The sequence below is a fragment of the Clostridium sp. C1 genome, from assembly GCF_018223625.1.
Classification (GTDB): Bacteria; Bacillota_I; Bacilli_A; order Erysipelotrichales; family Coprobacillaceae; genus Allocoprobacillus.
In genome coordinates this window covers 3,008,962-3,035,113 of the sequence record NZ_CP073631.1, presented here as the reverse complement: position 1 = coordinate 3,035,113, position 26,152 = coordinate 3,008,962, and the positions used below count along the sequence as shown (strand labels likewise).

Annotated in this window: 22 protein-coding genes and 1 pseudogene; 7 read left to right on the top strand and 16 right to left on the bottom strand. The window is 30.9% G+C overall.

The features are described from left to right. Positions 1-67: 67 nt before the first annotated feature. From KEC48_RS16100 to KEC48_RS16075, 6 genes are all read right to left on the bottom strand, one after another. Positions 68-1,003, bottom strand: a complete 936-nt coding sequence (locus KEC48_RS16100; protein ID WP_211963607.1) for a hypothetical protein — start codon at positions 1,001-1,003, stop codon at positions 68-70. Between the two features lie 190 nt (positions 1,004-1,193). Next, positions 1,194-1,913, bottom strand: coding sequence for a lysophospholipid acyltransferase family protein (locus tag KEC48_RS16095; protein ID WP_211963605.1), 720 nt, complete (start codon positions 1,911-1,913; stop codon positions 1,194-1,196). After that, the gene (locus KEC48_RS16090) at positions 1,910-2,386 is read right to left on the bottom strand and encodes a dihydrofolate reductase (RefSeq protein ID WP_211963603.1); all 477 of its coding nucleotides are present in this window, start codon (positions 2,384-2,386) and stop codon (positions 1,910-1,912) included. The genes KEC48_RS16095 and KEC48_RS16090 overlap by 4 nt, the downstream gene beginning before the upstream one ends. Further along, on the bottom strand, positions 2,386-3,273 hold the full coding sequence (gene thyA / locus KEC48_RS16085) for a thymidylate synthase (protein ID WP_249191382.1): 888 nt from the start codon (positions 3,271-3,273) through the stop codon (positions 2,386-2,388). The genes KEC48_RS16090 and thyA overlap by 1 nt, the downstream gene beginning before the upstream one ends. Positions 3,274-4,149: 876 nt before the next feature. Continuing rightward, a complete protein-coding gene (locus tag KEC48_RS16080; RefSeq protein ID WP_087357221.1) occupies positions 4,150-4,830 on the bottom strand; it encodes a hydrolase in 681 nt (226 codons plus the stop codon). 32 nt (positions 4,831-4,862) lie between these two features. Next, positions 4,863-5,750 carry an ROK family protein gene (locus KEC48_RS16075; protein ID WP_211963600.1) on the bottom strand — a complete coding sequence of 296 codons (888 nt, stop codon included), beginning with the start codon at positions 5,748-5,750 and terminating at the stop codon, positions 4,863-4,865. 220 nt (positions 5,751-5,970) lie between these two features. On the opposite strand from KEC48_RS16075, the gene KEC48_RS16070 reads away from it, so the two are divergent. The 7 genes from KEC48_RS16070 (at position 5,971) to KEC48_RS16040 (ending at position 13,690) form a co-directional block, all read left to right on the top strand. Then, positions 5,971-8,829 (top strand): hypothetical protein, encoded by a 2,859-nt coding sequence (locus KEC48_RS16070; protein WP_211963598.1) that lies wholly within the window; start codon positions 5,971-5,973, stop codon positions 8,827-8,829. Then, positions 8,822-9,364, top strand: a complete 543-nt coding sequence (gene lepB / locus KEC48_RS16065) for a signal peptidase I (RefSeq protein WP_211963597.1) — start codon at positions 8,822-8,824, stop codon at positions 9,362-9,364. The genes KEC48_RS16070 and lepB overlap by 8 nt, the downstream gene beginning before the upstream one ends. A gap of 21 nt (positions 9,365-9,385) precedes the next feature. Next, positions 9,386-10,585, top strand: coding sequence for a hypothetical protein (locus KEC48_RS16060; protein WP_211963596.1), 1,200 nt, complete (start codon positions 9,386-9,388; stop codon positions 10,583-10,585). A 3-nt stretch (positions 10,586-10,588) separates the two neighbouring features. Then, the gene (gene srtB, locus KEC48_RS16055) at positions 10,589-11,458 is read left to right on the top strand and encodes a class B sortase (protein ID WP_211963594.1); all 870 of its coding nucleotides are present in this window, start codon (positions 10,589-10,591) and stop codon (positions 11,456-11,458) included. Continuing rightward, the gene (locus KEC48_RS16050; RefSeq protein WP_211963592.1) at positions 11,455-12,111 is read left to right on the top strand and encodes an FctA domain-containing protein; all 657 of its coding nucleotides are present in this window, start codon (positions 11,455-11,457) and stop codon (positions 12,109-12,111) included. Before srtB ends, KEC48_RS16050 begins: the two co-directional genes overlap by 4 nt. 165 nt (positions 12,112-12,276) lie before the next feature. Continuing rightward, positions 12,277-12,966, top strand: a complete 690-nt coding sequence (locus KEC48_RS16045) for a SatD family protein (RefSeq protein ID WP_211963591.1) — start codon at positions 12,277-12,279, stop codon at positions 12,964-12,966. A 4-nt stretch (positions 12,967-12,970) separates the two neighbouring features. Beyond that, positions 12,971-13,690: a DUF3307 domain-containing protein gene (locus tag KEC48_RS16040; protein ID WP_211963590.1), complete on the top strand. Its 720-nt coding sequence runs from the start codon at positions 12,971-12,973 to the stop codon at positions 13,688-13,690. Positions 13,691-13,944: 254 nt separating this feature from the next. Here KEC48_RS16040 and KEC48_RS16035 read toward each other — a convergent pair. From KEC48_RS16035 to aroB, 10 genes and pseudogenes are all read right to left on the bottom strand, one after another. After that, positions 13,945-15,308, bottom strand: a pseudogene (locus tag KEC48_RS16035) (IS1182 family transposase); the annotation flags it as partial. A 222-nt stretch (positions 15,309-15,530) separates the two neighbouring features. Beyond that, complete coding sequence (locus KEC48_RS16030; RefSeq protein ID WP_211963589.1) at positions 15,531-18,473, bottom strand: hypothetical protein; 2,943 nt, start codon at positions 18,471-18,473, stop codon at positions 15,531-15,533. 144 nt (positions 18,474-18,617) lie between these two features. Then, positions 18,618-19,064: a hypothetical protein gene (locus KEC48_RS16025; RefSeq protein ID WP_211965529.1), complete on the bottom strand. Its 447-nt coding sequence runs from the start codon at positions 19,062-19,064 to the stop codon at positions 18,618-18,620. Between the two features lie 338 nt (positions 19,065-19,402). Continuing rightward, positions 19,403-20,320: an IS3 family transposase gene (locus KEC48_RS16020; RefSeq protein ID WP_275086202.1), complete on the bottom strand. Its 918-nt coding sequence runs from the start codon at positions 20,318-20,320 to the stop codon at positions 19,403-19,405. A 20-nt stretch (positions 20,321-20,340) separates the two neighbouring features. Then, positions 20,341-21,087 carry a helix-turn-helix domain-containing protein gene (locus KEC48_RS16015; protein WP_087357659.1) on the bottom strand — a complete coding sequence of 249 codons (747 nt, stop codon included), beginning with the start codon at positions 21,085-21,087 and terminating at the stop codon, positions 20,341-20,343. A gap of 65 nt (positions 21,088-21,152) precedes the next feature. Next, positions 21,153-21,659 carry a shikimate kinase gene (locus KEC48_RS16010; protein ID WP_211963587.1) on the bottom strand — a complete coding sequence of 169 codons (507 nt, stop codon included), beginning with the start codon at positions 21,657-21,659 and terminating at the stop codon, positions 21,153-21,155. Continuing rightward, entirely contained in the window at positions 21,646-22,761 is a 1,116-nt protein-coding gene (locus KEC48_RS16005; protein WP_211963585.1) for a chorismate mutase, read from the bottom strand. The genes KEC48_RS16010 and KEC48_RS16005 overlap by 14 nt, the downstream gene beginning before the upstream one ends. A gap of 1 nt (position 22,762) precedes the next feature. After that, positions 22,763-23,830 (bottom strand): chorismate synthase, encoded by a 1,068-nt coding sequence (aroC, locus tag KEC48_RS16000; RefSeq protein WP_211963582.1) that lies wholly within the window; start codon positions 23,828-23,830, stop codon positions 22,763-22,765. Continuing rightward, positions 23,808-25,085 (bottom strand): 3-phosphoshikimate 1-carboxyvinyltransferase, encoded by a 1,278-nt coding sequence (gene aroA / locus KEC48_RS15995; protein WP_211963581.1) that lies wholly within the window; start codon positions 25,083-25,085, stop codon positions 23,808-23,810. The genes aroC and aroA overlap by 23 nt, the downstream gene beginning before the upstream one ends. 1 nt (position 25,086) lies before the next feature. Then, positions 25,087-26,145 carry a 3-dehydroquinate synthase gene (aroB, locus tag KEC48_RS15990; RefSeq protein ID WP_211963580.1) on the bottom strand — a complete coding sequence of 353 codons (1,059 nt, stop codon included), beginning with the start codon at positions 26,143-26,145 and terminating at the stop codon, positions 25,087-25,089. Positions 26,146-26,152: the final 7 nt, after the last annotated feature.

Genomic DNA, 26,152 nt, shown 5'->3' with positions numbered 1-26,152 from the left:
CACCGTTTTTCATTATAACAATAAACATCAAAAAAAACCATGAATTTTTTCATGGTTTTCATCATTTTTATTGAGCGTTAGCGAATGCTTCAGCTACAGCTTCTAAGAATGCTCCAATATCCATTGTACATCCAGCTGCTAAATCAGAACCAGTTTTTGGAACTGTTGTATGTTCTTCATCACGTTTTTCTGTTTCAGTTTTAGCAATTTCATCAGCTGTTTTACCTTTGCAGTATTCTTCAAATGTAGCTGCTTGTTCATACCATTCTTTACCGATTCCAGAAACACCTTTCATTCCATATTCTTCTTTTCTTTCTGATTTTGTATCAGTAATTTTTTCATTGATTTGAGCTACATCAATTTTTGAATAAACAACTTTACCATCAGCATCAGTAGCAACTAAAGCGATAGTTGTATCTAATTGTTTAGCTTCACCATCGTTAGCCATAACTTCACCAACACCAATTTTATCAGCATTAGCATCTTGAGCATTTGCGATTGCTTTAGCAACTGCTTCTTTAAATTCACCGATGTCCATTGTACATCCAGCAGCTAAATCAGAACCAGATTTTGGAACTGTTGTATGTTCTTCATCACGTTTTTCTGTTTCGATTCCAGCAATTTCATCAGCTGTTTTACCTTTACAGAATTGTTCAAAGAACTGTGCTTGTTCATACCATTCTTTACCGATTGGAGAAACACCTTTCATTCCATATTCTTCTTTTAATTCTTTTTTAGTTTTTGTTTTTTCAGCATCCCCACCTGGAGTAGATTGAGCTACGTCAATATCAATATATTGAACTTTTCCATCAGCATCTAATCCAACAGCAGCAATAGTTGAGTTTACTTGACCATCAGAATAAGAACTTACAACTCCTAAACCAGCTTTTGCATATTTAGCACCTTCAGCAGCTGCTCCAGTATCTTCACCTTTCTTACCACATCCTACTAAAACAGTAGCTACTAAAGCAGATGCAGCTAAAACTTTTAATAATTTGTTCATAAAAAAATTCTCCTTCCCATTCCTTTTTTTGAACTATATATATTATAGCTTGAAAGCGTTTATATATCAAGGTTTTTTCTTTGCTTTTACACTCATTTTTAGGTTCAAAACAAATGAAAAATACAAATTATTTTGAATTTATCAATGCTTTTGTGAAAAAATTCATAAGAAAAAAAAGAATAAATTCTTTTTAAAATTTATTCTCATTTTCGTTGATACACTTTTCTATTCTTGATTGTACCATACTTGCAACTTCTGTACTGCTCATATCTTTATATTCATCATAATAAATAGGTGTTAAATAATGAATCTGAGCATCTACTTTTTCAATGGAATTATTGTCAAACACTTTATAACAATCAATCAACGCAACAGGAACGATTGGTTTTTTCGCATTCATAACGGATTTAAAAGTTCCACCTTTAAACTCCAACATTTTATTTTGTTGACGACATCTTGTCCCTTCTGGAAAAATGACATAACTTGTTCCAGCTGCCATATCTTTTGAAGCTTGTCTAATCACTTTGACTGAAGCACGAATATTTTCACGATCAATTGCTAAAGCATCAACCATATGTAATACATTTTTTAAAACAAAGACATGCATTAATTCTTTTTTTACAATAAATTTAAAAGGTTGATCATGTGTTCCAAACAAAATAAGTGCATCAAACAACCCTTGATGATTAGGAGCCATTAAATATCCCTGTTCTTCTGGTAAATTTTCTTTACCGAAGCAATGAATATTGACTCTTGATTTTTCATTGACTTTTCTAATTAATTTTTGTGTAAAATCAAATCTTGTTTCAAAACTGACATCTTCTTTATGTTTATTATAACGATGAATCGTTAATAACCATCCCGGTATTCTATACAATAATCTTATAACTAAAAATATAATTCTTTTCATTGGGCACCTCTTTGATAGATTTCTAAATCAAATGTTTCAAATGGTTTCACTTCTTTTAAAACAAAACCATAATCTTCAAAATCCGGGAAATATGTTTCACCAACATGTGTTCCTTTAATTTTAGAAATCAATAATTGATCAACAAAAGGTAAAGACTGTTTATAAATAGAAGCTCCTCCAGATATAAATAAATCCTTTCCACTTTCCTTATATTCTTGAATCACTTCTTCTAAAGATGTTCTGACTTCTACACGTTCATCTTCAAAAGGTTCAAAACTCACAACAATAGTATGACGATGAGGTAATGGTCTACCAATCGCCTGATATGTTGTATAACCCATTAATATCGTCTGATGCATCGTTGTGTCTTTAAAATGCTTTAAGTCTTCTTTATTATCCCAAGGCATTCCATTAGATGAATCTTTTTTTCCAATCAAACGATTATCATCCATAGCTACAATAATACTAATCATTAGACACTCACCTTTCCATATAATCTTCCATGACTTTGATAGTTTTCAATAGAAATATCATCTATCGTAAAATCAAATAAAGATTTAATTTCTGGATTTAACTTTAATTGACATAATGGTAATGGTTCTCTTGATAGTTGTTCTTTAACAACATCAAAATGATCTTTATAAATATGGGCATCCCCAATTGTATGAATAAATTCTTTGGCTTCATATCCACAGACTTGTGCTAACATTGCTGTCATTAAAGCATAAGAAGCAATATTAAATGGCACTCCTAAAAATGTATCAGCACTTCTTTGATATAATTGACAAGATAAATATTTTTTATCAGCTGACACATAGAACTGTAAAAAAGCATGACATGGTGGTAAAGCCATCTGATCCACTTCAACTGGATTCCATGCACTCACAATATGTCTTCTTGAAAAAGGATTATTTTTTAAACCATCAATTAAAATAGATAACTGATCAACCCCTTGTTCATTAAAATTACGCCATTGTCTACCATAGACTGGTCCTAATTCCCCATATTTTAAAACAAACGAATCATCAGCAGGTAATTCTTTTATTTTAGCAACAAATTCTTCTAAACTCTCACCATGAAAATCTTCAGATTTCTTAAAGTTTTCATAAGGCCATTCATTCCATATTTTGACATTTCTATCAACCAGATATTTTATATTTGTATCTCCCTTGATAAACCATAACAATTCTTCTGCAATCGGTCTTAAAAACATTTTTTTCGTTGTTAATAAAGGAAAACCAGCACGTAAATCATAACGTGTCTGATAACCAAAAACACTACGTGTCCCCGTTCCTGTACGATCATCACGATCTTCCCCATGTTCTAATATATATTGACACATTTCTAAATACTGTTTCACATTCTTCACCTCTCGCTTATTATAGCGAATAAACAAGGAAAAGTCATTATTTTTCATTGAAATAAACTCTTATAGGAAAAGAACCATTATCATTTACAGTCAAATAAAGATGTTCTCACAATATCTATAGATGCTTTTACATCATTTTTATAGTTGCATTCGATAGAATAGAAAACAAATAACAAAATATATGTCTGTTTATTGTTAAAGTCTATTTTTGTTATAATGCATATAGACAAAGCAGAAAGGATCATATGAATATGGATACTCACAAATTGGCTAAAGAACTTATTGAACAAATGAATTCCAAAATGAAAGGAAATCTCTATCGGTTCATTTTTCTTACAATTCCAACAAAATAGAAGGATGCAGGTTGACAGAAGAACAGACTGAGATGATATTTGAAACAAATTCTTTATGATCTCATTCAATAATATTGTTATACATAGCGATATATTTAAATGACTTCTTTTATGCTATAACATAACAAAATATTATAAAAATTGCTGACATCAAGGCTATCGTATTTTTAAATAAAAAGAAATTTATTGCGATTTTTGGATATAACGAATGATTTGGAGAAAACTCTCAATATTTCAATGTAAAATTCATAAAAAACATAATAGTAGAAAAGAAGCAAACGTAAAATCATTTTACTTATAAAAGTAATATCACACGCTAAAATATTGTAAAGATTTACATAAAACCAAGTGTATCCTATTGCTCACAAATAACAAAATTGCCTGCAATTAAATTCAAAAGTCATAAAACAAAAACAGATGAAACGTATACAATCATATCATATTTCATCTGTTTTTCTTTATCATTTATAACTTATAAGTATCATAAAAGAAAAAGAGAATCTTGAAATTCTCTTTAATCATCATGGTGAGAACATTGTATACGATAACGTTCCATCATTTCTTTAAATATTTCTCCATTTGTAGGTGGTGTATAAGTCACTGCATTTGCACCTGCTTTGATGACTTCTCTTATCGTTTCATCACTAGGACCACCTGTCGCAATAATAGGAAAATCTTTATCTATTTCACGTAATGCTTTTATAATTTCAACAGTCTTTTTACCACCTGATACATTAATAATACTTGCTCCAGAATGAAGCATTCTTTCCTCTAAAGGTTCATCAGTTGAAACAACAGTTAAAACAATAGGAATATCAATAATAGATGCTAATTCCTGCACAAACTTTGTTTTTGTTGGTGCATTCAATACAACTGCTGATGCTCCATGTAATTCTGCATCTAAAGCAATTTTATTAACTCTTGGTCCAGCTGTTGTTCCTCCTCCAACTCCTGCAAAGACAGGTTTTTGAGCCACTTCTATAATCGCATTTGTAATCTGCATTGTCGGTGTAAAAGGATATACAGCAATCACTGCATCAGCATTGCAATTAGAAATAATCGCAACATCTGTTGAAAAGATTAATGATTTAATTCTTCTTCCGTTAATTGTAATCCCAGAAACATCATAAATACATTGAGGGACTTTTACAATATGTCTTAATTTAGAATCAACAATAGGTGTTGTTTTTTCCATTTATTATCACCCCATTCAAGTATAATCTTTTTTTATGAATTGACTGTGAAGAAATGATAGAGTGCTCCTAATAAATTAGCATCATTATGATATTGACAAGTTAAAACAACAGGACGTATTTTCGCATGTGTAAAACGACTAAAAATGACATCCAAACGCTGATTCACTTCATCCAATAAATCCTCTCTAATACTGATTCCTCCACCAATGACAATCTTTTGTGGATCATAGGCATATTGCAAATTATAAATACCATTTGCTAAAACATAATAATACTTATCCACATATTTTTCATAAATAGGATCATCATGATAATGATCAAAAATTTCCTTACCATCCAAAGAAGATACATCAACACCTTTTTCTCTAGCAACCCCTCTAACAACTGCCATAGTAGAACCAACATCTGACCATGTATACATTTCATGTGTATCAAAATCAAACTGTGCAATCATATAACCAAATTCTCCACCATGTAAATGTTCACCTTTATGAATGCGACGATCCTTAACAACAGCTCCACCAATACCTGTTCCACTGACAATAAAACAACAATCCTGAACATCACTCGCTGCTCCTTTCCAGACTTCAGCTAAAGCAGCACAATTGGCATCATTTTCCATTTCAACAGGAACATTTAGTCTGTTTTCCAAATCTTCTTTAATATGTGGTCCATGTATATAATCAATCGCACTCGAACCACCAATCACACCTTTTTCACTATCAACAGCACCAGGCATACTTAAAGCTACACCTTTTAAACTTTGATGACTAGAAAATTCATCAACAACCACTTGATACATATCTTCTATCGTTGGAGGTACTTTGACCTTCTTTGTTTCATAAATTTGACCATCTTCATCTAAAACAGCCATTTTAATAGATGTTCCACCAACATCCACACATAAATATTTCTTCATTTCATTCACCTTTCTTTTTTTATTTCATTGCTATTATATCATTAAACAAACTTCTCTGTGAATACCTAAAAATTCCTTTTCATTATATATCCAAGTCACACCATATATCTCATAAAATAACCAATCTTTTATTTTAAAACCAAGCTATAGATTTAAAAAAAATCCATGCTTAAAATGAGATTGAGCTTTTCAAACCAAATATTGGGAAAGGAGGGAGAACATGAAATATAGAAAGCTCGTAAAGCAGCTAAATAATCTTCAATTATTTAGAATTTTTATGGAAAGGAGGAATAAAACAGTGAGAATAAAAACAAAGAAGAAAGCCTTTGTATCTGTTTTATTATCTTTTGTAATGATTATGGGACTATTCTTTGTGCCTAAGGTTAATGCTGAAGAACAACCAGATCAACCCAATACTATTTCATTTAAACAAGTTCAAAATGAGATGGATACAGTCAATGTTATCCTAAGTATTGATGGTGAAGAGTCAAATATTTCCTATCCAGCAGGTCTTATCACAGACAATCTAACTTCTTTAGGTATATACTTAAACGAAACACAAAAATTTCAAAAAGCAGTCGTAAAAGATTCAAGCACTAACACTGAAACACCTATATCACGTATTGGAACATATGAAGGAACAACATATTACTCTTTAAATGATCAGCAAGATATAGGAATAGCATTAACTGTGGATCAAAAAATAGTTTTAATCTGTGCAAGTGAATATAATGTCACATATGACTATGAGGAAGAACTTGGTACTGTTACAGGACCAGATACAATATCAAATGGTGAAGATTTAAATATCTCTATTCAAGCAAATGATACTTATCATATCAGTTCTGTGCTATTTAATGATACAGCTGAACCCATCACTGAAAATCAGAAAACTGCTTCACTAAAAATTGAAAGTAGTCGTATCACTGATAACATAACTATAAAAGTTGATTTTGCTGTAGATACAAGTTATACAATAATTGAATTCGGAGCGGAAGTAATAGATGGAGAATATAAAATACCTTCAGGTAATAGAGATGGTATTCAACATGGTGACTTATGTGGAAGTGATACAGAAAAATTAATCACCCCTATCAATCCTGGTGATAATGCAACATTTTGGTTATATTCACAATCAAATAGTGGTGGAGACTATTGGGATTTAAATATGTTGAAGATTAATGGTGAAGATATTAATGTTATTTATAATGCTGGTGAAGAGGATGTCGGAACAAGTGTTGAAACAACACTATCAAATAATAGCGTTGTAACACTAAAATTAATTGGAATAAGGAAGTCAATATCATGGAAAAATGACAATAAACCTAGAACAATATACCAAGTAACTGTCACAAACGTTCGAGAGAATTTAATATTTGAAGGAAACTTTAAAGAAATAAATAACAGAGAAATCATTATCACAGGATTAGATGGCATTAATGATGTTGGGGCATCTGAAGTACATGAATATAGAGGAAATTTTTATTACGAATTACAATCAAATGATAGTGATAGAGTTTATAGTGTTTCATACGATAAGAACTGGAGTGCCGATAAAGCATTAAATATTTATTTCTTCTCAGTAGCAAAAGGGTATAATCCATATACTATAAACCTAGAAGTATCACATAATGGTATTAAAAAGGAACTTAATGATGTTTTGAATAATGAATTTTTAAATAATGGTTATTGGATGACTATCGACGAATTCAAACAGAAAGTTAATCCTAACAACAATAATAGATATTTTGATTTTTATTATAAAGAACGTCCACTTTTAGGAATCACTGAATATAATCCTACACCTGGAATTTTGGGCTATTATGATGAAGATTATTCATTCTTTTATGATTTAGAAAACAATTATGACTATACACATGTATTTGTACTTAATAAAGATGACTCTTCAGAAGCAGTAAACCAAATTGCAAAATTAACAGCAAAACCTTATCAATACAATCTTGTTTTTAACTTAAATGGAGGAAATGCTACATTTAATGGAAATTACCAATCAGATGATAACCAAAGCTATATTGAAATAAAGGCAGATGGTTCAACAAAGACTTATACCATTGCTAATGGTGCTGTTGATGCATATATGCCTACAGTTAAACCGACTAAAGACGGATCAGTATTCTTAGGATGGAAATTGTATAAGGGTGATACGCCAGTTAGTGAAACACTTTATGATCCAAATGAAGCATTTACTATTGATGAAACAAGTATTAATTATTCTGAAGGAGATGTCACAAGCGATATAGGTCATACATTTACATTTGTCGCACAATGGGAAGATGTTGCTACTTCAGCAGATACTGCTGCACTATTTGTAGAAACATATAAAGAAGTTCCAAACAGTCAAGACGGTGCTATTGAATATAATGGCAGATATTATGTTTTAGACAGTGAAATCCTCAACGACTATGGAACAGTAGGTAATCCGTCAATCCTTATAAGATATACTAATCCGGATTCTAATACCTACTCCTTAAATTCTGAACAATCAAAATTTTATATTGAAAATGTTCTAAATGAAAACGATTCTGATGCATGGAAAGAAAACAACACATTTAAAGTATATTATGATTTTATAGATTATGATTTAACTGTAAAAAAAGATGCTGTTGGTGAATATGCCGATCTTACAAGAGAGTGGAATATCCGAGTAACTTTGAAAGATCAAAATGGCACTCCTATTAGCAATACTTCATTTAGGGAAGATGTAACAACAGATGATAAAGGTCAAGTAATCCTTAAGTTACATGATAATGAAAATTTTAAATTTGAAAATTTAAATATCAATACTCAATTTTCTATTCAAGAATTGAATACTTCAGAAGATTATGTTGTAACTTATCAAATTGGAGAAAACAATCCAACAGGTGGCCCAATAAATGATGTTTCTTTAACATCTGACACAACAGTTACAGTCATCAACACAATGAAAGACATTAATATTCCAGACACTAATATTCCTACATCAGGTATGAATAATACAATCACAATGTTAGGAATTGGAAGTATTGGTATTGTTGGAATAGTAACATTGTTATGGTATTGGAGAAAGAAGCATGTCTAATGCCCAAAATATCCAAGAACAACAATTCAATAAAAAACAAGATATAAGTTTAAAACAAGATATATTATTCTTGTTATTAAAAATTGGTTTTATTTTCTTAATATTATTTATAATCTTTACATTCATATATGGAATCTTTCGTAATGATTATGCCAATATGGAACCTGCTATTAATTCCGGTGATTTAGTTATGTATTATCGTTTAGATAAAAACTTTGTATCACAGGATATTACAGTCGTTAATTATGAAGATCATACTTATGCTTTACGTGTTGTTGCTGTAGAGGGAGATACAGTTGATATAAGTGAAGATGGATTAATGATTAATGGTTCTTTACAACAAGAAGATAACATATATGAAGATACACAAAGATATGAAGAAGGTATTGATTTTCCTATCACACTTCAAGAAGACGAAATCTTCTTGTTAGGTGATTCAAGAAAGAATGCTACTGATAGTCGTATCTTTGGACCTGTAAAAAGAAATGAAACACTTGGTAAAGTTATAATGATATTAAGAAGACGAGGAATATAAAGAAAAGGAGAATACAAAGTTATGAAGAAAAGAAATATAATGAAAACTTTATTTGCTGGAACCATGACTTTAGGTATGGCTTTAAGTGTAAGTCCAGCGTTTGCAGTTGATAACGAAACTAATATTGAAGCATATTTAGTAAAAGAATTAAATATTGAAGATGGAATTAATTATACTAAAACTTTTGATTTTAAATTTGATTTAATAAAAAACGGAACAGCAGCTGTAACAGGAGATACTGGTGATAAAACGATTTCAATAGAAATTTCTTCTAATGATTCAGATCATAAAGTCGCAAAAAATATTTTTGGTGATGGTGGTTTGGAATATAATGCAGCGGGTATCTACACTTATAATGTTGAAGAAACAACTCAAGATGCCCCAGATCTAGACGATCCAAATTATGGATTAAAATGTTCAGATGCAAAATATGAACTAGTTGTATGGGTAAAAAATAAAACTGATAAATCAGGAGTATATGTAGAAAAAGTTCAAGTCACACAAATACAAACTGATGATGGCACTGAAACTGTAGGAGGAAGTAATAAAGTCAATCCTGACCCAACACCTGATGAGGGAGATGGTTCTGATTCAGAATTTAAATTCGTAAATACTTATACTAAAAAAGCTGGGTCAGAAGATCCTAGTCATCCAGGTCATTATTTAGCTACAACTATCAGCAAAGATGTAGAAGGAGATTATGCTGATTTAACAAAAGATTTCGATTTTAATGTTTATATCAATTTACCAGATACTTATATAGGCGAAGGACAATTTGATGGTATAATTTTTGAGAGTGAAGAAAAAGTAAGTGAAGAAAATAAAATTGATTATATATTAAATGGAAGTACTCCAACTCCTATTAAATTATCAGATAATCAAGAATTGAGAATTTATGATTTACCAGCAGGTACTACTTATTATGTTGAAGAAATTGGTGCTTCTAACTATACACCATCTGTTGTGGTCAAAGAAAAAAATTTAACAACAGTTGATAAAAATGGTAATAAAAATATGAATCTTGACAGTAAAGATGATGGTGGGAAATTAAATTTAATCACTGAAAATGGAAATAGTATAGCATTTACAAATACATATGATGACACTAGTATTACTCCAACAGGTATCATCATCAATAACTTACCATTCGTATTAATGGTTGTTGTTGCAGGTAGTGGTTTAGCTTTATACGTTGTAAGTAAAAGAAGATCTCATCAATAGTCAATGAGATTAACAAAGAAAAAAATCATTGGAATTATCAATAGCATTATAGATAATATTATGCTATTGATATTCCTAAGTATTTTCGTTTTTGGTTGTTATGCTTTATGGGATAGCCATCAGGTATTGAACGAAGCTTCTTCAACCCAATATACTGTCTATAAACCTACACCAGAAGATAATCGTTCTTTTGAAGAATTTCAAAATATCAACCCAGAAGTGTTTGGATGGTTAAATATTTATGGAACTCATATTGATTATCCTGTTGTACAGGCAGATAATAATGAGAAGTATTTAAATACAAGTGCTGATGGTGAATATTCTTTAAGTGGTAGTATTTACCTTGATTATAGAAATGATAATCATTTAAAGGATTTTAATAGTATCTTTTATGGTCATCATATGGAAGGTAATGCTTTATTTGGAGAAATTGGTTCTTTTAAAGATAAGAATTATTTTGATACAAGACAATATGGAACATTATATGTAGATAATAAAACATATGGTTTAGATTTGTTTGCTTTTTTAGAAGTTGATGCCTATGATACATCTATTTATGATATTTCTATTCATGATAAACAGAGTTATCTTGATTTATTAAAAAACAATGCTATGTATTATCGTGACATAGGTGTGAATACTCAAGATCATATCATCTTATTAAGTACTTGTACTTCTGATATGACAAATGGAAGACATATTTTAGTAGCACGTTTAAATGATACTGTACAAGAAAATACATTTATTGATGAAGATGATACTAAAAATATTGATTTTAGTTCTTCTTATACGTGGTATATCATTCCTATCATTATTTTGATTATTGTTATCATTTCTCTTTATAAAAGAATGCAAAGAAAGGAGGAACTATGAGCTGTATATTAAAAAAAGAATACAAGATTGTATCTGTGATATTCATCATCTGTTTTCTATTGATGATGTTCTCTAAACAGAGTTATGCCACAGAACATATAGCATCAGTATCTATTCCTATAACACAAACATTGACTGTTCATGGACAAACACAAAATCATTATCAATCAACTTATCAATTTAAAGCATTAAATAGTGATTGTCCTATGCCAAAAAATAGTCAAAATGGAGTTTATCAGTTTTCAATGAATGATAGTGATCAAACTCAACTTTCTATGACATATACTCATGCTGGTATATATTCATATTCATTAGTTCAAAATACCAATGATCAACTACAATATGATAAAAGCTTATATCAAATTGATGTCTATGTCAAAAATACAGATAATAATGGTCTTATCGCAAGTACCATTGTTTATTTAGAAAATGGAAATAAAACAAATCAAATTCATTTCCAAAATGTACTCAATAATGAAACAACAAACAATAAGCCTATTATTAATACATCATCACAAACAAGTACTTCTACAAAATCACCACAAACAAATGATAACATAGAAATAGGTGGTTGGATTTTTATGATGGTACTTGCCGTTGGTGGAATAGTAGGTTTAGCTACAACTAGAAAACATCATAAAGCAAACATATAAAAACTTGAGTATCAATAAGAATTATTGATACTCTTTTTGATTCCTATTTTATGTAATCAATCAATTTGATTCCGTATATAAGGAATCATTTTATTTACAATGTCAATCAATTCATATAAAATAAGTATATAAGAATAAATTCTAACTACAAGAGAGGTAAAAATTATGTCTGTCAATTCAAAAAATATATATGTTGCTATTATTGGTGATATCATTGATTCAAAAAAAATAAAAAATAGAAATGAAGTACAACAGAAATTAAAACATGTCTTGTCAAAGATAAATCAATCATATGATGATATTATTGCCGCAAATTTTATAATTTCTCTAGGTGATGAATTTCAAGGTTTATTATGTCAACAAGAAAAAGTTTTTGAAATTGTTAATGATATTGAGATGAATATGTTTCCAATAAAAATTCGTTTTGGTATAGGTGTAGGTAAAATAGACACTGATATTTTAAAAAACAACACATTAGAAATTGCTGGTCCAGCATATTACAATGCAAGAAAAAGCATATCCATACTTAACGAAAAGGAAAAAAACTATGAGAAAATAGTAACAAATGCAATAATTAATTCCGGAGAACAATGGGATACACAGGATGAATTAATAAATTCAATTTTATCTCTCATCTATATTTCCAAATCAAAATGGACAAAAAATGCAGTCAACGTTATCAAAACATATATAAAAAACAATTACAATCAGTATGATGTTGCCAAAGAGTTAGGAGTACAACAACCTGCTATAAGTAAAACTTTGAAAAATTGCTATTTTTATACAATTAATCATTCTTATAATGTATTACATAATACAATGAAAGAGAGAGATGATAATGATAATCATATTTAAAACAATGCTAATAGGTAATTTATTAGGCGATTTCTATTTTCAATCAAGCAAATTAGCTAAAAATAAAATAGAAAGCAATATATCTGTGACAAAACATGCTTTTCTATATTCAATAGCACTATTATTAGTGTCTTGGCTCATTTTTTCCAAAACAAATTATTTTTATTTATCAATAGTTTGCTTATCACACTTTATCATTGATTTTTGTAAAATAAGGATACATAAACTCAATATCGTATCAGATATTTGGTTATACTTTATAGATCAATTAATACATATCGTTATACTTTTTATATATAGCTATTTATTAAGTTCTTTAGATATTATCAACTTTAATCATTGGATAAATAGAATTGAAAATAACAATATTCTAACTATAGAAACACTTATATCATGGATATTGCTTCTTCTTGTTATAATACAACCTGCAAGTATAACAATCAAAATATTGCTAAATAACTTTCAACCACAAGAAACAACATCAAATGACGTAAAACAAAGTATTCCTAATGCTGGAGCTTTTATTGAAATGCTTGAAAGAATACTCATCTTATTAATGTTAACAATCAATGAATATTCTTCTATCGGTTTAGTTATCACTGCTAAATCAGTTGTAAGATACAAAAAGATTTCGGAAGATCCTGTATTTTCAGAATACTATCTATTAGGGACATTATTAAGTACAATTACTGTTATTATTGCATTTTTAATGATTATCCCTTAATTTCTACCCATTTCTTATGATTATCATTTATAAAAATTATTAAAAAAATTCTAATTCAAAACAAATAATATTCTATATGAAAAAAGTGCCCTAAGGCACTTCAGACTGTTGACAAAGTGGTAGAATTTTTTATTAAATCTACCACTTCTTTTATTTTTTTATGAAAATTGATAAATTTGTATTGTTTTCCTTATATTTCCTTCTTTTTTATTGGGTGAAGGAATATTTATGAGTCCTTTCCTTTTCTTCATTCTCGCTAATTTGCCTAAATTATGGCAGCCAAAAATAATCAACGATTCCTGTTGATTTTTCTTTAGTCCTTTTAATCTTGTGAATCTTAGTCCATGCTTTTCTTTGCAATCTGCATAGACTCTTTCTATCGTCTCTTTTCTTAGTGGATAGATATCTTTCCATTCTGGTGTATATCTGTTCTCATCTGCTATTTCTCTATATTCCTCCCATACATGTCTTGTGATGACCTTCTGATGATTTTTGCTCTGTGTACATTTCTCTAAAATGGACATCCTTCACAGTCCTTTGGATTTGATTTGTATTCCCTGTATCCTGATCTGTTTGTTGTAGTATATTTCAAATCCTTGTTATTGGGGCATATATAAATATCCAACTTTTCATCATAGACATATTCATATTTCTTGAAGTATCCTTTTTTGTCATGGGTCTTTTATATGGCATATATGCTCTGATTCCATCTTCTATGATTTCTCGACATATTGCTGGTGTCATGAATCCTGCATCTAAACTGATGTTATGTATTAAATCTCCATAGGTGTTCAACAGCTTTCTATATGCATCATGAAAAACAACACTATCGTGCTGATTGCCTGGTGCCACTGTATTATGCAGTACAAATCCGTGTCTATCACAGAATGTTAGATTTGTATATGCAAAGCATTTCTGTTTTTCTCCCTTATGAAAGCATCCGCTTTCCGGATCTGTCTTGCTTACCTTTATTGATTTTGTTCCTTTTCCTTCAATGAGTTCACCTGTTTCTTCGTCATATGCAAGTTCTATATCCTTTGTTTCCTTTATTGGCTTTTTCTCATGGGCTTTTCTATCCTTGTTGATTTCCTCCAGAAGTTCATCGTCATAGTATTTCTTTACTATTTCTACAGCCTTATTTTCATGTTTTCTATTATTGGCATTGGCCTTTCGATGTGTTCCATCTCCAAATACCGTATCAAGATCCACAAAATCATATGCGATGGCTTCTTCAATAATTTTTTTTGAAAATCTCATCGAAAACTTCAGAATCTCCATATCTTCTGATGTAGTTCTGTGACCATGTTGAGTAGTTTGGAACCTCATCATCAATGGACAACCCTAAAAACCATCTGTAGGCAAGGTTCACCTTTGTTTCTTCACATGTTCTTCTCATGGAATGAATACTAAATGCAAAGTTGATAAAAAGCATTTTAAAAAGTACCACCGGGTCAATACTTGGTCTGCCAAAAGAACTATATAAAGGTCTAACGAGAGGATATATGAAATTCCAGTCAATAGCTTCTTCAAGCTCTCTTACCTTGTGATCCAATGGTACTAATTCATCTATAGTACTCAAAATCAAGCTGTCATTTTTTCGATTGTTTAAACATGTCATTGCCATAATATTTTACCTCCAAATATGCATTTACATTATACCATATTTTCATGATATAGTGGTAAAATAAAAAGTCGTGGAGCCTCAAAATTTGCATATTTGGAACGAAGTCATCCACGACAATAGATATAATACCATATATTTTTCTATTTGAAAACTAAAAGCTGTTGACTTTTTACTTTGTCAACAGCCTGAAGTGCCCTAAGGCACTTTTTATCATTTTTATTTATTTTTCTTCAGTGTTTTCTTTGTAATCACTGCAATTCCACCAGCAGCAAGTACTACTAATGACATCCAAGTAACAATTGCACTATCATCACTTGTCTTTGGATTTTGAGAACTATTTGTACTTGATGTTGTACCAGTACCATTTGTTCCTGTTCCATTACCATTATTAGCATTGTTACCAGTATTTATATTCTGTCCGTCATTATTACCATTGTTGCCTGTATTTCCAGAATCATTTATATTTCCATCATTATCAGTATTTCCAGTATTATTTCCATTTCCACCATCAGTGTTACCATTATCACCTTGATTTCCATCATTGTCTCCTGGATTTGAAGGATCTGTTGGTGTTGTTGGATCAGTAGGATCTGTTGGATCTGTAGGATCAGTAGGTTCTCCTGAATCCGTATCACATACGACTGTATATGTTACAGGTGCACTACCGTCTTCTACTTTCCATTGACCTTCAGCGTAAACCAATGTAATGACTTTAGCTTCTTGTTCTGGTGATAAACTATGTTGAACTCCTGTATCTTCATTATACTGAGTTACATAAGCTTCATCTGGCTCTACAGTAATATCAACTCTATAACCATCAGTTTCATTACCAGTAACATCACCAATTGTATATTGACCTAATAATCCATAAGTTTTATCAGCATGCTCAACATCTTTATTCGTACAATCAATTGTAACTGCATTGTCTGCTAATAAATCTTTAACTTGATCATCAGTTGGTTCATCTGGAGTCGTTGTTCCTGGAGCAGTTACACATACAACATCATAACTTACAGGAGCACTTCCTTCTTTTACAGTCCATTTATCATTGACATATACTAATTGAATAGTCTTTTCGCCTTGAGTATCAGGTGATAAATCATGATCCACACCTGTATCTGTGTTATATTGAGTCACATATGCATTAGGTGCTACAGTGACATCTACTGTGTAACCATCAGTCTCATTACCTTCAACATCACCAATTGTATATCCATCTAATAAGCTATAAGTTTTTGCCTTATCAGCATGAGATGCATCTTTATTAATACAATTGATTGTGACAGCACTATCAACTAATAAACCTTCTACTGTAGGTTCATCTGGCTTTTGTGGAATTGTTGGACATGAAACTGTATAAGTCACTGGAGCTTCTTCTTCTCCTACTGTCCATTCTCCATTCACATATCTTAAAGTAATTGTTTGATTATCTTGATTTTCTGGATCTAAAGTATGATTATCTAAAGTTTCATTATACTTTTTAACATAAGTATCTGGGTTCGTAATTGTAATGTCACAAGTATATCCATCTGCTGAATTACCTGCTAAATCTCCGATAGTATATGTTCCTGCTTCAAGACCATAAGTTTCACTTTCATGACTTACACTATCATTAATACAATCAATCATAACTGCATTATCTTTTAATAATCCTGTTTCTGTATTAATTAAATCATCATCTGTAGGAACTTCTACTGTTTTTAAACTATCAATATATAGAAGTATTCTTGGGTCATTAGCTGAATTTACGGTTAATGTTACAGAATTACCATATGCTTCTGTACCATTTTCTCCTTCACTACCTTCTAATGTCACATTTCCAGCATGTGCATTTCCTGTTGACCATTGATTAACTTCATATGGTGAATTACAAATAGCTGTAATTGTGACAGGTGTATTTGTAGGAATATTAGGTGTTTGTGCTGCACCAAAATTATAATAATCATAAGTATAGCTTACTCCATTAACTTCATATGATACTCTATACCCATTAACATTATTCATTGGTGATCCTGGACGTCTTTCTACATCTAATGAAACACTATTATCAAAATTTACTAAATTGATTGTTAATACATTATCATAATCTCTAACTTCTTGAGTTATTCCCACAATTGATAATTGTCCAGTTCCTTCTACCCAAGTTGAACCCGATCTTAGTGTATTAATATCATAATCATTAGGTTTTTGATAATAATATCCTTGTGCTGGATCAAATTCCAAATTTCCTGGTAAACCAACATAAACTCTTAACCAATCACTTGTATAAACAATTTGACCATTCAAATTAATTCTAACTTGTAATCTATATCCACCAGATGATCCTGGTTCTTTATACGTAATAATACCATATCCCGTATTAATTTGATTATCAGCTAAATTCGTACCTTGACATGCTTCACATGGACAATTTACAGTACAATCACATCCACCTTCACATAAACATGTTTCAAGTCCACAACCACACTTTGTCGTTAAATAAATTTTCAAATCTTTTTCCACTTGATTTACATAATCTCTATTCATCTCATAATTAGCATTATATAAATCAAGATTTGGTTCAAACCAAAATTCTTTATTAACCCCTATTAAATTACTTAACTCTTTAGGAGTATTAACAGTTTGTGTATAAGCATATTCATCATTCACATAAATTTCTATATCTCTTGCATATGCACTTGTATCTGCATGTTGTTTAGACCATAAAAATTTACCATAAACAGTCTCTCCATTTGCAATTTTAATATCATCTTTTGTTTTTTCTGTTGCAAGATTAATGGTACAACTATATGAATCTTTAAACAGATTAGGTATAGTTATTAAATAAGTATTTTCACCAAAACTAGAAAGACGTATATCATTTCCTCCAAAAGTTACATCATATCCTTTAGCATCAATATGAATTTTTCCAATTGATGCCCCAATGTCATGTATCAAAACATTTTCCTTGACAACTACACCATTAACTTTAACAGTAAATGAAATATCTTTTCTAGTAGCAAGAGTATCACCCTTATCAACCGTAATAGAAATACCATCTTCTGAATAGATTGTATCATCGGCCGCATTTGCAGTCACAGGGACTAATGCAAACACCATCAACAAAGATACAAATACTGAGAAAACTTTTATAAGTTTCTTTTTATATTTATTCTTCATATTCAATTTTTCTCCTTTCATTTTTCATAAATAAAAGTAATCTATAAAGATATGTTTATTTATTGTATGCGTTTACATTTTCAACAAACAAACAATTTATTTTTGCATTGGGTTCCCCCTTTCCTTTATGTAAGATTTACCCTATTACTCAAATACTGAATAAATTAAATGCATCAGTTCTAGAGCACTTCTAAAGAACTTTGTTCTGTGTTTTTCACTCCAAATAATTTCACCCTGCCACGTATAATTCTGTCTATACATCACTTTAATCTGAAAAGTATTTTGACTGTTTTTAGAACATTTCATAGATTCATTTAAATATTCTTCAAATCTCTCTTGAATATCTTCTTTACGATATTCTAGTTTTTTTTCAATCATGGCATGATGTGATTGAAAATGTCGGTACCTTTCGTCATGTTTAGGAAGATGATAATCTTTCATGACTTGATCCATAATCAAAATTAATTCTGTTAAACCACAAAATTCCACACTTTGCTGTAGAAAAGGACTATGAACTTCTCCGTAGAATTTACAATCTTGTGATGGTAAGCACATCACTGTAAAATACATATTCTTTAAAGCAACTCCCACTATCAATCCGCTCCTTTTCTTAAATGCCTTGAGATAAAAATGACCGATAAAGTAGACTTTATCGGTCGAGGAATTTATAATGGAAGTAAGCTTATATTAAGCGAAAACACAAGAAAATGTGAGATTTTTAAGAAAAAAGACAAATCAAATACTGACTGAAAATGTCTACGTTTTCAGTCAGTATTTAAGAAGTGATATTTCATGTGACCTATAATATGACTCATAAATTTAGACAACAAAAAAAGCTATAATCATTTGAACCGCCCCTGTCAAGTAGACAGGTGAAATAATTAAAAATGTTTTTGATGAAGTTGCCGAGGAGACAACTTCATTTTTCTTTATGCAGCTAATGTTGTATTACTTGTATAATGTTCTTGTTTATATTTTATGATTCTTTTATTTTCTAATATTGGATATTGATTTGGTGTTTGTAATGATAGTGCTTCTCTTCTCACTTCATATGGTGTCTTTACTCCAAATCTTCTTTGATATCTTTCATACATGTAATAATGAATCCAATCATCAATAGCCTTAATAAGTTCGTCCTTTGTGTTGTAATGTTTTCCATAATAATACATCTCACATTTCATGATTCCCCAAAAGCCTTCCATTGGTCCATTATCTATGCAGCAGTGAACTCTTGACATGCTTTGTGTCATTCCCTGCTCTTTAAGCATATTTACAAAGGCTGGACTTGTGTATTGATATCCTCCATCCGAATGACATAAAGGATGTGCATCTTTATTAGCTTGAATTGCTTTATCAAATGTATTAAAAACAAGAATATTATTATTGTGATTACCAACTTCATAACTGACGACTGTTCTATCATAGAGATCAAGAAATGCACTCAAATAAAGCTTATATTCATTATGTGGGCCATATTTGAATTCTGTGACATCAGTTACCCATTTTTCATTTGGTCTTGATGCATTGAAATCTCTATTAAGATTATTCTTAGCTGTGTTGTTATTTTTTCTAACTGTACAACTTCTTCGTTTAGGTCGAATGATGCTTTGAATACCTAATGTCCTCATGATCTTATAGATACGTTTGTCACTATAATGTCTATGATGATCTCTATTTATTCTATCAGCCATCATTCTATAACCTAATAATCCGTTATATTTTTTATGATATTCTTTGATCAGCTCAGCTATCTCTTCATTTTCCTTGTCTACAATACTCTTTTCATGATGAAGCCATTTATAATAGTTTGCACGTTTGACATCAAGTATTCTACACATAAGTGATATATTTGGTGTGTTTCCTTTATCTACTTCTTCTTCGCTAATTTCTTTGATTGCTTCATATTCTTCTTCATATTTGCTTTCTCTGTATATCGCCTTCTTTCTATCTCGTCCAATTTTTTTAACATTCTTACCTCCAATAGTGCCATTTCAAGTTCATATTCCTTTTGTTTGAGCTGTCGTTTTAATAAAGTCATTTCATCAACTTCTTCATCAGCTTTATGATGTCCACGTCTATCACCTAAACCATCTTCGCCTTTTTCCTTATACTTCTTGACCCAATTAAAGACATTAGCGTAAGTTGTTTCAAATACCTTAGCTGTTGTCTTATAGTCCAAATCATGTTCAAGACAATACTTTACAATTTCAATACGTTCTTCTTTATTTACTTTTCTGCTTTTCGCCATATAGATATCTTCTCCTCCAGGAATGTAATCCTTCAATTCCATATGACTATTATAATCTTTTATCCACTTTATGATAGTGCTATTAGAAGAAATATTATATTTTATTGCCAGATCATCTAATGAACCTTCGCCGTTTAAATAAGCATCTACAACCATCTGTTTAAATGTTTTAGTATATGCATTATTTGATTTTAAATCATCAAAAGCTGATTCACCAAAAGCATTGTATTTTTTAACCCATCTATAAACAACCATATTATTTGTGCCAATTTCATCAGCTAATGAATAAGTAGATCCTTCACCATTCAAATAACGTTTACATATTTCTATTTTTAGTTCTTTAGAATATTTGCTTTTTCTTCCCAATATAAAAACCTCCCGTATCAGTGTTTAATTATTTACACTGTCTACTAGGAGGTTATCATATCAATTTATAGCTTCTTTAATAAATCTATAATTTTATGACAAACATCTTCTAATGTCCCATCATTAGCAACACAGTAATCACAGGCTTGTAAATAAAGAGGATGTCTGACTTGATATAAATCATAGAGTTTTTGAGCACCCTCTTTTAATAAAGGGCGAGAGGATGTATCAACATCTTCTAAAATAAGAGGAATGGGGCGATCAATATAAATAATATACCCACTTTGTTTCAAGGCTTCGATATTTTCATAACGCTGAATAACCCCACCACCTGTAGAAATAATACAATGTTTTTGTTTAGCAATCTCTAAACAACATGCTGTTTCTCTTTCTCTAAAATAGTCCTCTGATATATCAAACATTTGAGATATGGACATTTGATATTGATTTTCAATATACTGATCCATATCAATCCATTGTTTATGAAGTTTATCTTTCAATAGTTTCGCAATTGTTGTTTTTCCACATCCCATCATTCCTATCAAAACAACATTTGTTTTATCTTTTCGCATAATTTCCTAATATCCTCATGGTTTTGGTATGAGCCTTGATATCTTCTAATGCCTGTAAAAGTGAAGGTTGTTTTAAACTTCCTTCTAAATCTACATAAAAATAATATTCCCATGTTGTTTCTAGTAATGGACGAGATTCAATACGCAACATATTGATTGAATAATCATTAATAATCTTGGTGATTTGATATAAAGTACCTATTTGATGTGGTAATGTAAATACAATACTGATACAAGAGGCATCTTCAGAAATTTCTAAATGTTTTCCAAAGATAATAAATCTTGTTGAATTATTAGAAACATTTTGAATATTTTCTTGAATCACATCTAAATCATAAAGCTTAGCAGCCTGTAAAGATGCAATAGCACCAATATGAGGATCATTTAAAGAAGAAACATATTGAGCCGCCATTGCAGTATTTTCATAAGCACGTGGTTGAATATGATGTTTATCTAAAAACAAGGAAGTTTGTAGTAATCCTTGAGGATGAGAATAAACAGCTTGTATATCTTCCAGCTTTGTACCTTTGATACCTAATAAGTGCTGTGAAACAGCTAAACTTTGTTCTCCAACAATATAAAAATCATAATCTCTCATAGCATCATAATTATCATTAATAGCCCCTGTCGATGAGTTTTCTAAAGGCACAATCCCATAATCAATTTCATCATGTTTTAATGCTTCAAACACATCTTTGAAATGTGGATAATTCTGTCTTTGAACATCATCTCCAAAGTAAGTTTTCAAAGCTTTTTCAGAAAAAGAACCCGGCACACCTTGAAAACCAACCGTAATATTTTGTGTTTGTGGTTGCGGAAAATGAGAACAAGAATAAGATAAAAATGTAGATTGATATGTTTTAGAAATATTCATTAAAGATGTAAGAAACAGTTTTGCATAAGGTTCTAGTGTTTCCTGATGAATACGTGAGATATTTTTTTGAATCACTTGTGCTTCACGTTCACTTTGAAATATTTCCATGTCATGTGCCATTTTATACTGCACAACATCTTTAGCGACATTCATTCTTTTTTCAAATAAAGCCATCAATTGTTCATCAATAGCATCTATTTCTTCTCGACATTGTTTTAAATCTTTCATATTAACCTAACAGATCCAAGATTCCCAATGCTGCCATTGATTCCACTACCACAACAGCACGAGGGACAATACATGGATCATGCCTTCCTTTCACTTGAATTTGTGTATTGGTATGTGTCTGAACATTAATTGTTTCTTGAATTTGAGAAATAGAAGGTGTTGGTTTAATACCAACTTGAAAAACAATTGGCATTCCATTCGTAATACCTCCAGTGATACCCCCATTATGATTGGTTTTGGTTTTGACTTGATCCCCTTGATAGTAATAAGCATCATTGGCTTCATGACCATACATCTGATGAATAGATTCACTTCCAAAGCTCACACTTTTTACAGCCGGGATACTAAATAATAATGGAGATAAATGAGATTCTACTGAATCAAAGAAAGGATTACCTATTCCTGCTGGAACATGAGCTATTGCACATTCAATGATACCGCCAACTGAATCTTGTGACATACGTGCTTTTTCTATTTCTTCCTGCATTTTTATAAAAACTTGATCATCTAATGTTGGATACATTTGATGTGATAATTGTTTTAATAGTTCATCATCTATATCAACGGGAAATGACTCATCTTGAACATGATGAATCTGTTTCATATGAGCACCAATTAGAATTCCTTTTTCTAATAAAATCTGTCTGGCAATACTTCCAGCCAATACAATAGGTGCTGTTAAACGTCCAGAAAAATGTCCTCCCCCACGTACATCATTATATCCATGATATTTGATGTAAGCTGGATAATCACTATGTCCTGGTCGCATATTGACTTTTAACTCACTATAATCTTTTGAATGAGTATTTGTATTTTCAATCATTGCACATAGCGGAGCACCGGTTGTCACACCATCTCGTATTCCACTGACTATTTGAAATTCATCTTTTTCCTTTCGTGGTGTAGACATCTGATTTTGTCCAGGCGCACGTCGTTTCATAAACCAGCGAATTTCATCCATATCTAGTTTCATTCCGGCTGGTAAGCCCCCTATCACAATACCTATAGCTGGTCCATGACTTTCTCCAAATATAGATAATTCAATATTATTCCCCCAGTTTGCACTCATCAAAGACACCTCCTAATTGTTGAAAATCTTCCCAGAAACGAGGATAAGATTTTTCTACACATTGTTCATCATCAATGATGACTGGTTCTAAACAAACAGTAGAAGCAATAGCTTCCATCATAGCCATACGATGATCATGATAAGAAGATACTTGACCACCTTGAAGTTTTTCTACACCTGTGATTTCCATCGCATCATCCATTTCAATAGCCTGTCCTCCTAGCTGATTGATGACTTCTACTGTGGCTTTTAAACGATCACATTCTTTGATACGTAAACGTCCAATATGATGAATATATGATGTTCCTGAACTTAAAGCACAGGCTAGTGCCATAACTGGAATGATATCAGGACATTGTGAACCATCAATAGAGATAGCTTTTAAACCATTTGAGTGCATACACATCCCTGATGTTGTTTCTGTATATTGACATCCCATCTGACACAATAAATCTACGACAACCTTATCACCCTGATAAGATTCATTGTTTAAATCTTGCAGACAGACTTGATTATTTAAAGCACCTGCTACAAGATAAAAGGCAGCTTGTGAAAAATCAGCTTCCACACGATAATCACATGGTTGATAACGTTGTCTTCCTTTAATCACCAATTCTTGATAATCATGATTTTCAATTTGAATACCAAACATGTCTAACATCTGTAAAGTGAGATCAATATATCCTTTTGATTGCACTGGTGAAGTCATCACAATACGTGAATCTTCATCCATCAATGGTAAAGCAAATAATAATCCACTAATGAACTGTGAAGAAACATCTCCCGGTAAATGAAATTCTCCCCCATGCATTCTTCCTCTCACATATAAATCTAAAACATTTTCACGATATAAATAAGAAATCCCCTGTTGATCAAAAATATCATAATATACCTGCATTGGTCTTTTTCCTAATCTTCCTTCACCAGTAAAATGAAGATTATTTTCACAAACCAAAGCAATGGGAACCATAAAACGTAAAGTTGAACCTGATTCAAAACAATTGATTTCACATTGATTTTTCATAAAAGTTGTTGTGCCATCAATCTCAAGATAATCTTCATGTTCAAAAATCATTGTTCCTAAACTTTTCATAGCTCCAATCGTCGCTTCTATATCTTTAGAATATTCAATATTCGTAATAACACTTCTTCCTTGTGCTAAAGAAGCACAAATGATTGCACGATGTGCCATACTTTTTGAAGGAGGAACTGCAATTCCTCCTGATAGTTGATGTGGTGTAATTTTGATTGCCATTTTATACCTCCTGACTTTCATCTATCAATGATAAATCACTTGGATAAATAAAGCAATTCCCAATCTCTTTTAATAAGACAAAATTCAATTTTTGATTGATGTTCTTTTTATCTAAAGCCATTGCTTTTTTTAAATCTTTAACGGGAACATGAGCCATGCTAGGTAAATGATATAAATCCAATGCTTTTTTAATTTGATTGGCTGTTCCTTCTTTTGTCAATCCCAGTTTTTGAGATATTAAACTTAACTGATACATACCGATTCCAACTGCTTCTCCATGTGAATAAGTCTGATAATGATAATATTGTTCAATCGCATGTCCTAAAGTATGACCAAAATTCAATGCCAGACGATCCCCAAAATCCAACAAATCTTTTTCAACAACAATACGTTTTAAATCAACACAACGATAAATGATATCATCTATATCTTGATATAAATCATCAAAGGATGTATAGGAAACTAATTTTTGAAACAAATCTTTATCAAAAATACATCCATATTTAATCACTTCTCCCATACCATCATTGATATACCTTTGATCCAATGTTTTCAGTGTCAATGGATCAATCAAGACACATGAAGGATGTTTAAACGCCCCTACCAGATTTTTTCCTTCTGGTAAATCCACAGCGACTTTTCCTCCTACACTTGAATCAACCTGTGCCAAAAGAGAGGTTGGAATTTGAATAAACTGTATACCTCTTAGAAATGTACTGGCAACAAATCCAGCCAAATCACCAATGACACCACCACCTAATGCGATGATGGTATCTGTTCTGGTTAAATGGAAATCAAGCAATTGATGATAAATCTCAGGTAAGATATCAAAACGTTTAGATTGTTCACCATGCTTCACAATGACATGCCCAACATGATATTGAGATTGTAATTGTTTTTTCAGTTTTTCACCATAATATGAAAACACTTGATCATCAGATATAATCATGATTTTTTGTCCATGACATAATGGTGAAAGTTTATCCAAAACATGATCTAATAGTCCCTGCTGGATATAAATATGATAACTGTCTTTTTGTAAATTGACTTTTAAATCCATTTTCTCG

What these genes read in the sequence shown, in the direction of transcription:
- KEC48_RS16100 (WP_211963607.1), bottom strand. Translation starts at nt 1,003, where the DNA reads ATGAACAAATTATTAAAAGTTTTAGCTGCATCTGCTTTAGTAGCTACT.
- KEC48_RS16095 (WP_211963605.1), bottom strand. Translation starts at nt 1,913, where the DNA reads ATGAAAAGAATTATATTTTTAGTTATAAGATTATTGTATAGAATACCG.
- KEC48_RS16090 (WP_211963603.1), bottom strand. Translation starts at nt 2,386, where the DNA reads ATGATTAGTATTATTGTAGCTATGGATGATAATCGTTTGATTGGAAAA.
- KEC48_RS16080 (WP_087357221.1), bottom strand. Translation starts at nt 4,830, where the DNA reads ATGGAAAAAACAACACCTATTGTTGATTCTAAATTAAGACATATTGTA.
- KEC48_RS16075 (WP_211963600.1), bottom strand. Translation starts at nt 5,750, where the DNA reads ATGAAGAAATATTTATGTGTGGATGTTGGTGGAACATCTATTAAAATG.
- KEC48_RS16070 (WP_211963598.1), top strand. Translation starts at nt 5,971, where the DNA reads ATGAAATATAGAAAGCTCGTAAAGCAGCTAAATAATCTTCAATTATTT.
- lepB (WP_211963597.1), top strand. Translation starts at nt 8,822, where the DNA reads ATGTCTAATGCCCAAAATATCCAAGAACAACAATTCAATAAAAAACAA.
- KEC48_RS16060 (WP_211963596.1), top strand. Translation starts at nt 9,386, where the DNA reads ATGAAGAAAAGAAATATAATGAAAACTTTATTTGCTGGAACCATGACT.
- srtB (WP_211963594.1), top strand. Translation starts at nt 10,589, where the DNA reads ATGAGATTAACAAAGAAAAAAATCATTGGAATTATCAATAGCATTATA.
- KEC48_RS16050 (WP_211963592.1), top strand. Translation starts at nt 11,455, where the DNA reads ATGAGCTGTATATTAAAAAAAGAATACAAGATTGTATCTGTGATATTC.
- KEC48_RS16045 (WP_211963591.1), top strand. Translation starts at nt 12,277, where the DNA reads ATGTCTGTCAATTCAAAAAATATATATGTTGCTATTATTGGTGATATC.
- KEC48_RS16040 (WP_211963590.1), top strand. Translation starts at nt 12,971, where the DNA reads ATGCTAATAGGTAATTTATTAGGCGATTTCTATTTTCAATCAAGCAAA.
- KEC48_RS16030 (WP_211963589.1), bottom strand. Translation starts at nt 18,473, where the DNA reads ATGAAGAATAAATATAAAAAGAAACTTATAAAAGTTTTCTCAGTATTT.
- KEC48_RS16010 (WP_211963587.1), bottom strand. Translation starts at nt 21,659, where the DNA reads ATGCGAAAAGATAAAACAAATGTTGTTTTGATAGGAATGATGGGATGT.
- KEC48_RS16005 (WP_211963585.1), bottom strand. Translation starts at nt 22,761, where the DNA reads ATGAAAGATTTAAAACAATGTCGAGAAGAAATAGATGCTATTGATGAA.
- aroC (WP_211963582.1), bottom strand. Translation starts at nt 23,830, where the DNA reads ATGAGTGCAAACTGGGGGAATAATATTGAATTATCTATATTTGGAGAA.
- aroA (WP_211963581.1), bottom strand. Translation starts at nt 25,085, where the DNA reads ATGGCAATCAAAATTACACCACATCAACTATCAGGAGGAATTGCAGTT.
- aroB (WP_211963580.1), bottom strand. Translation starts at nt 26,145, where the DNA reads ATGGATTTAAAAGTCAATTTACAAAAAGACAGTTATCATATTTATATC.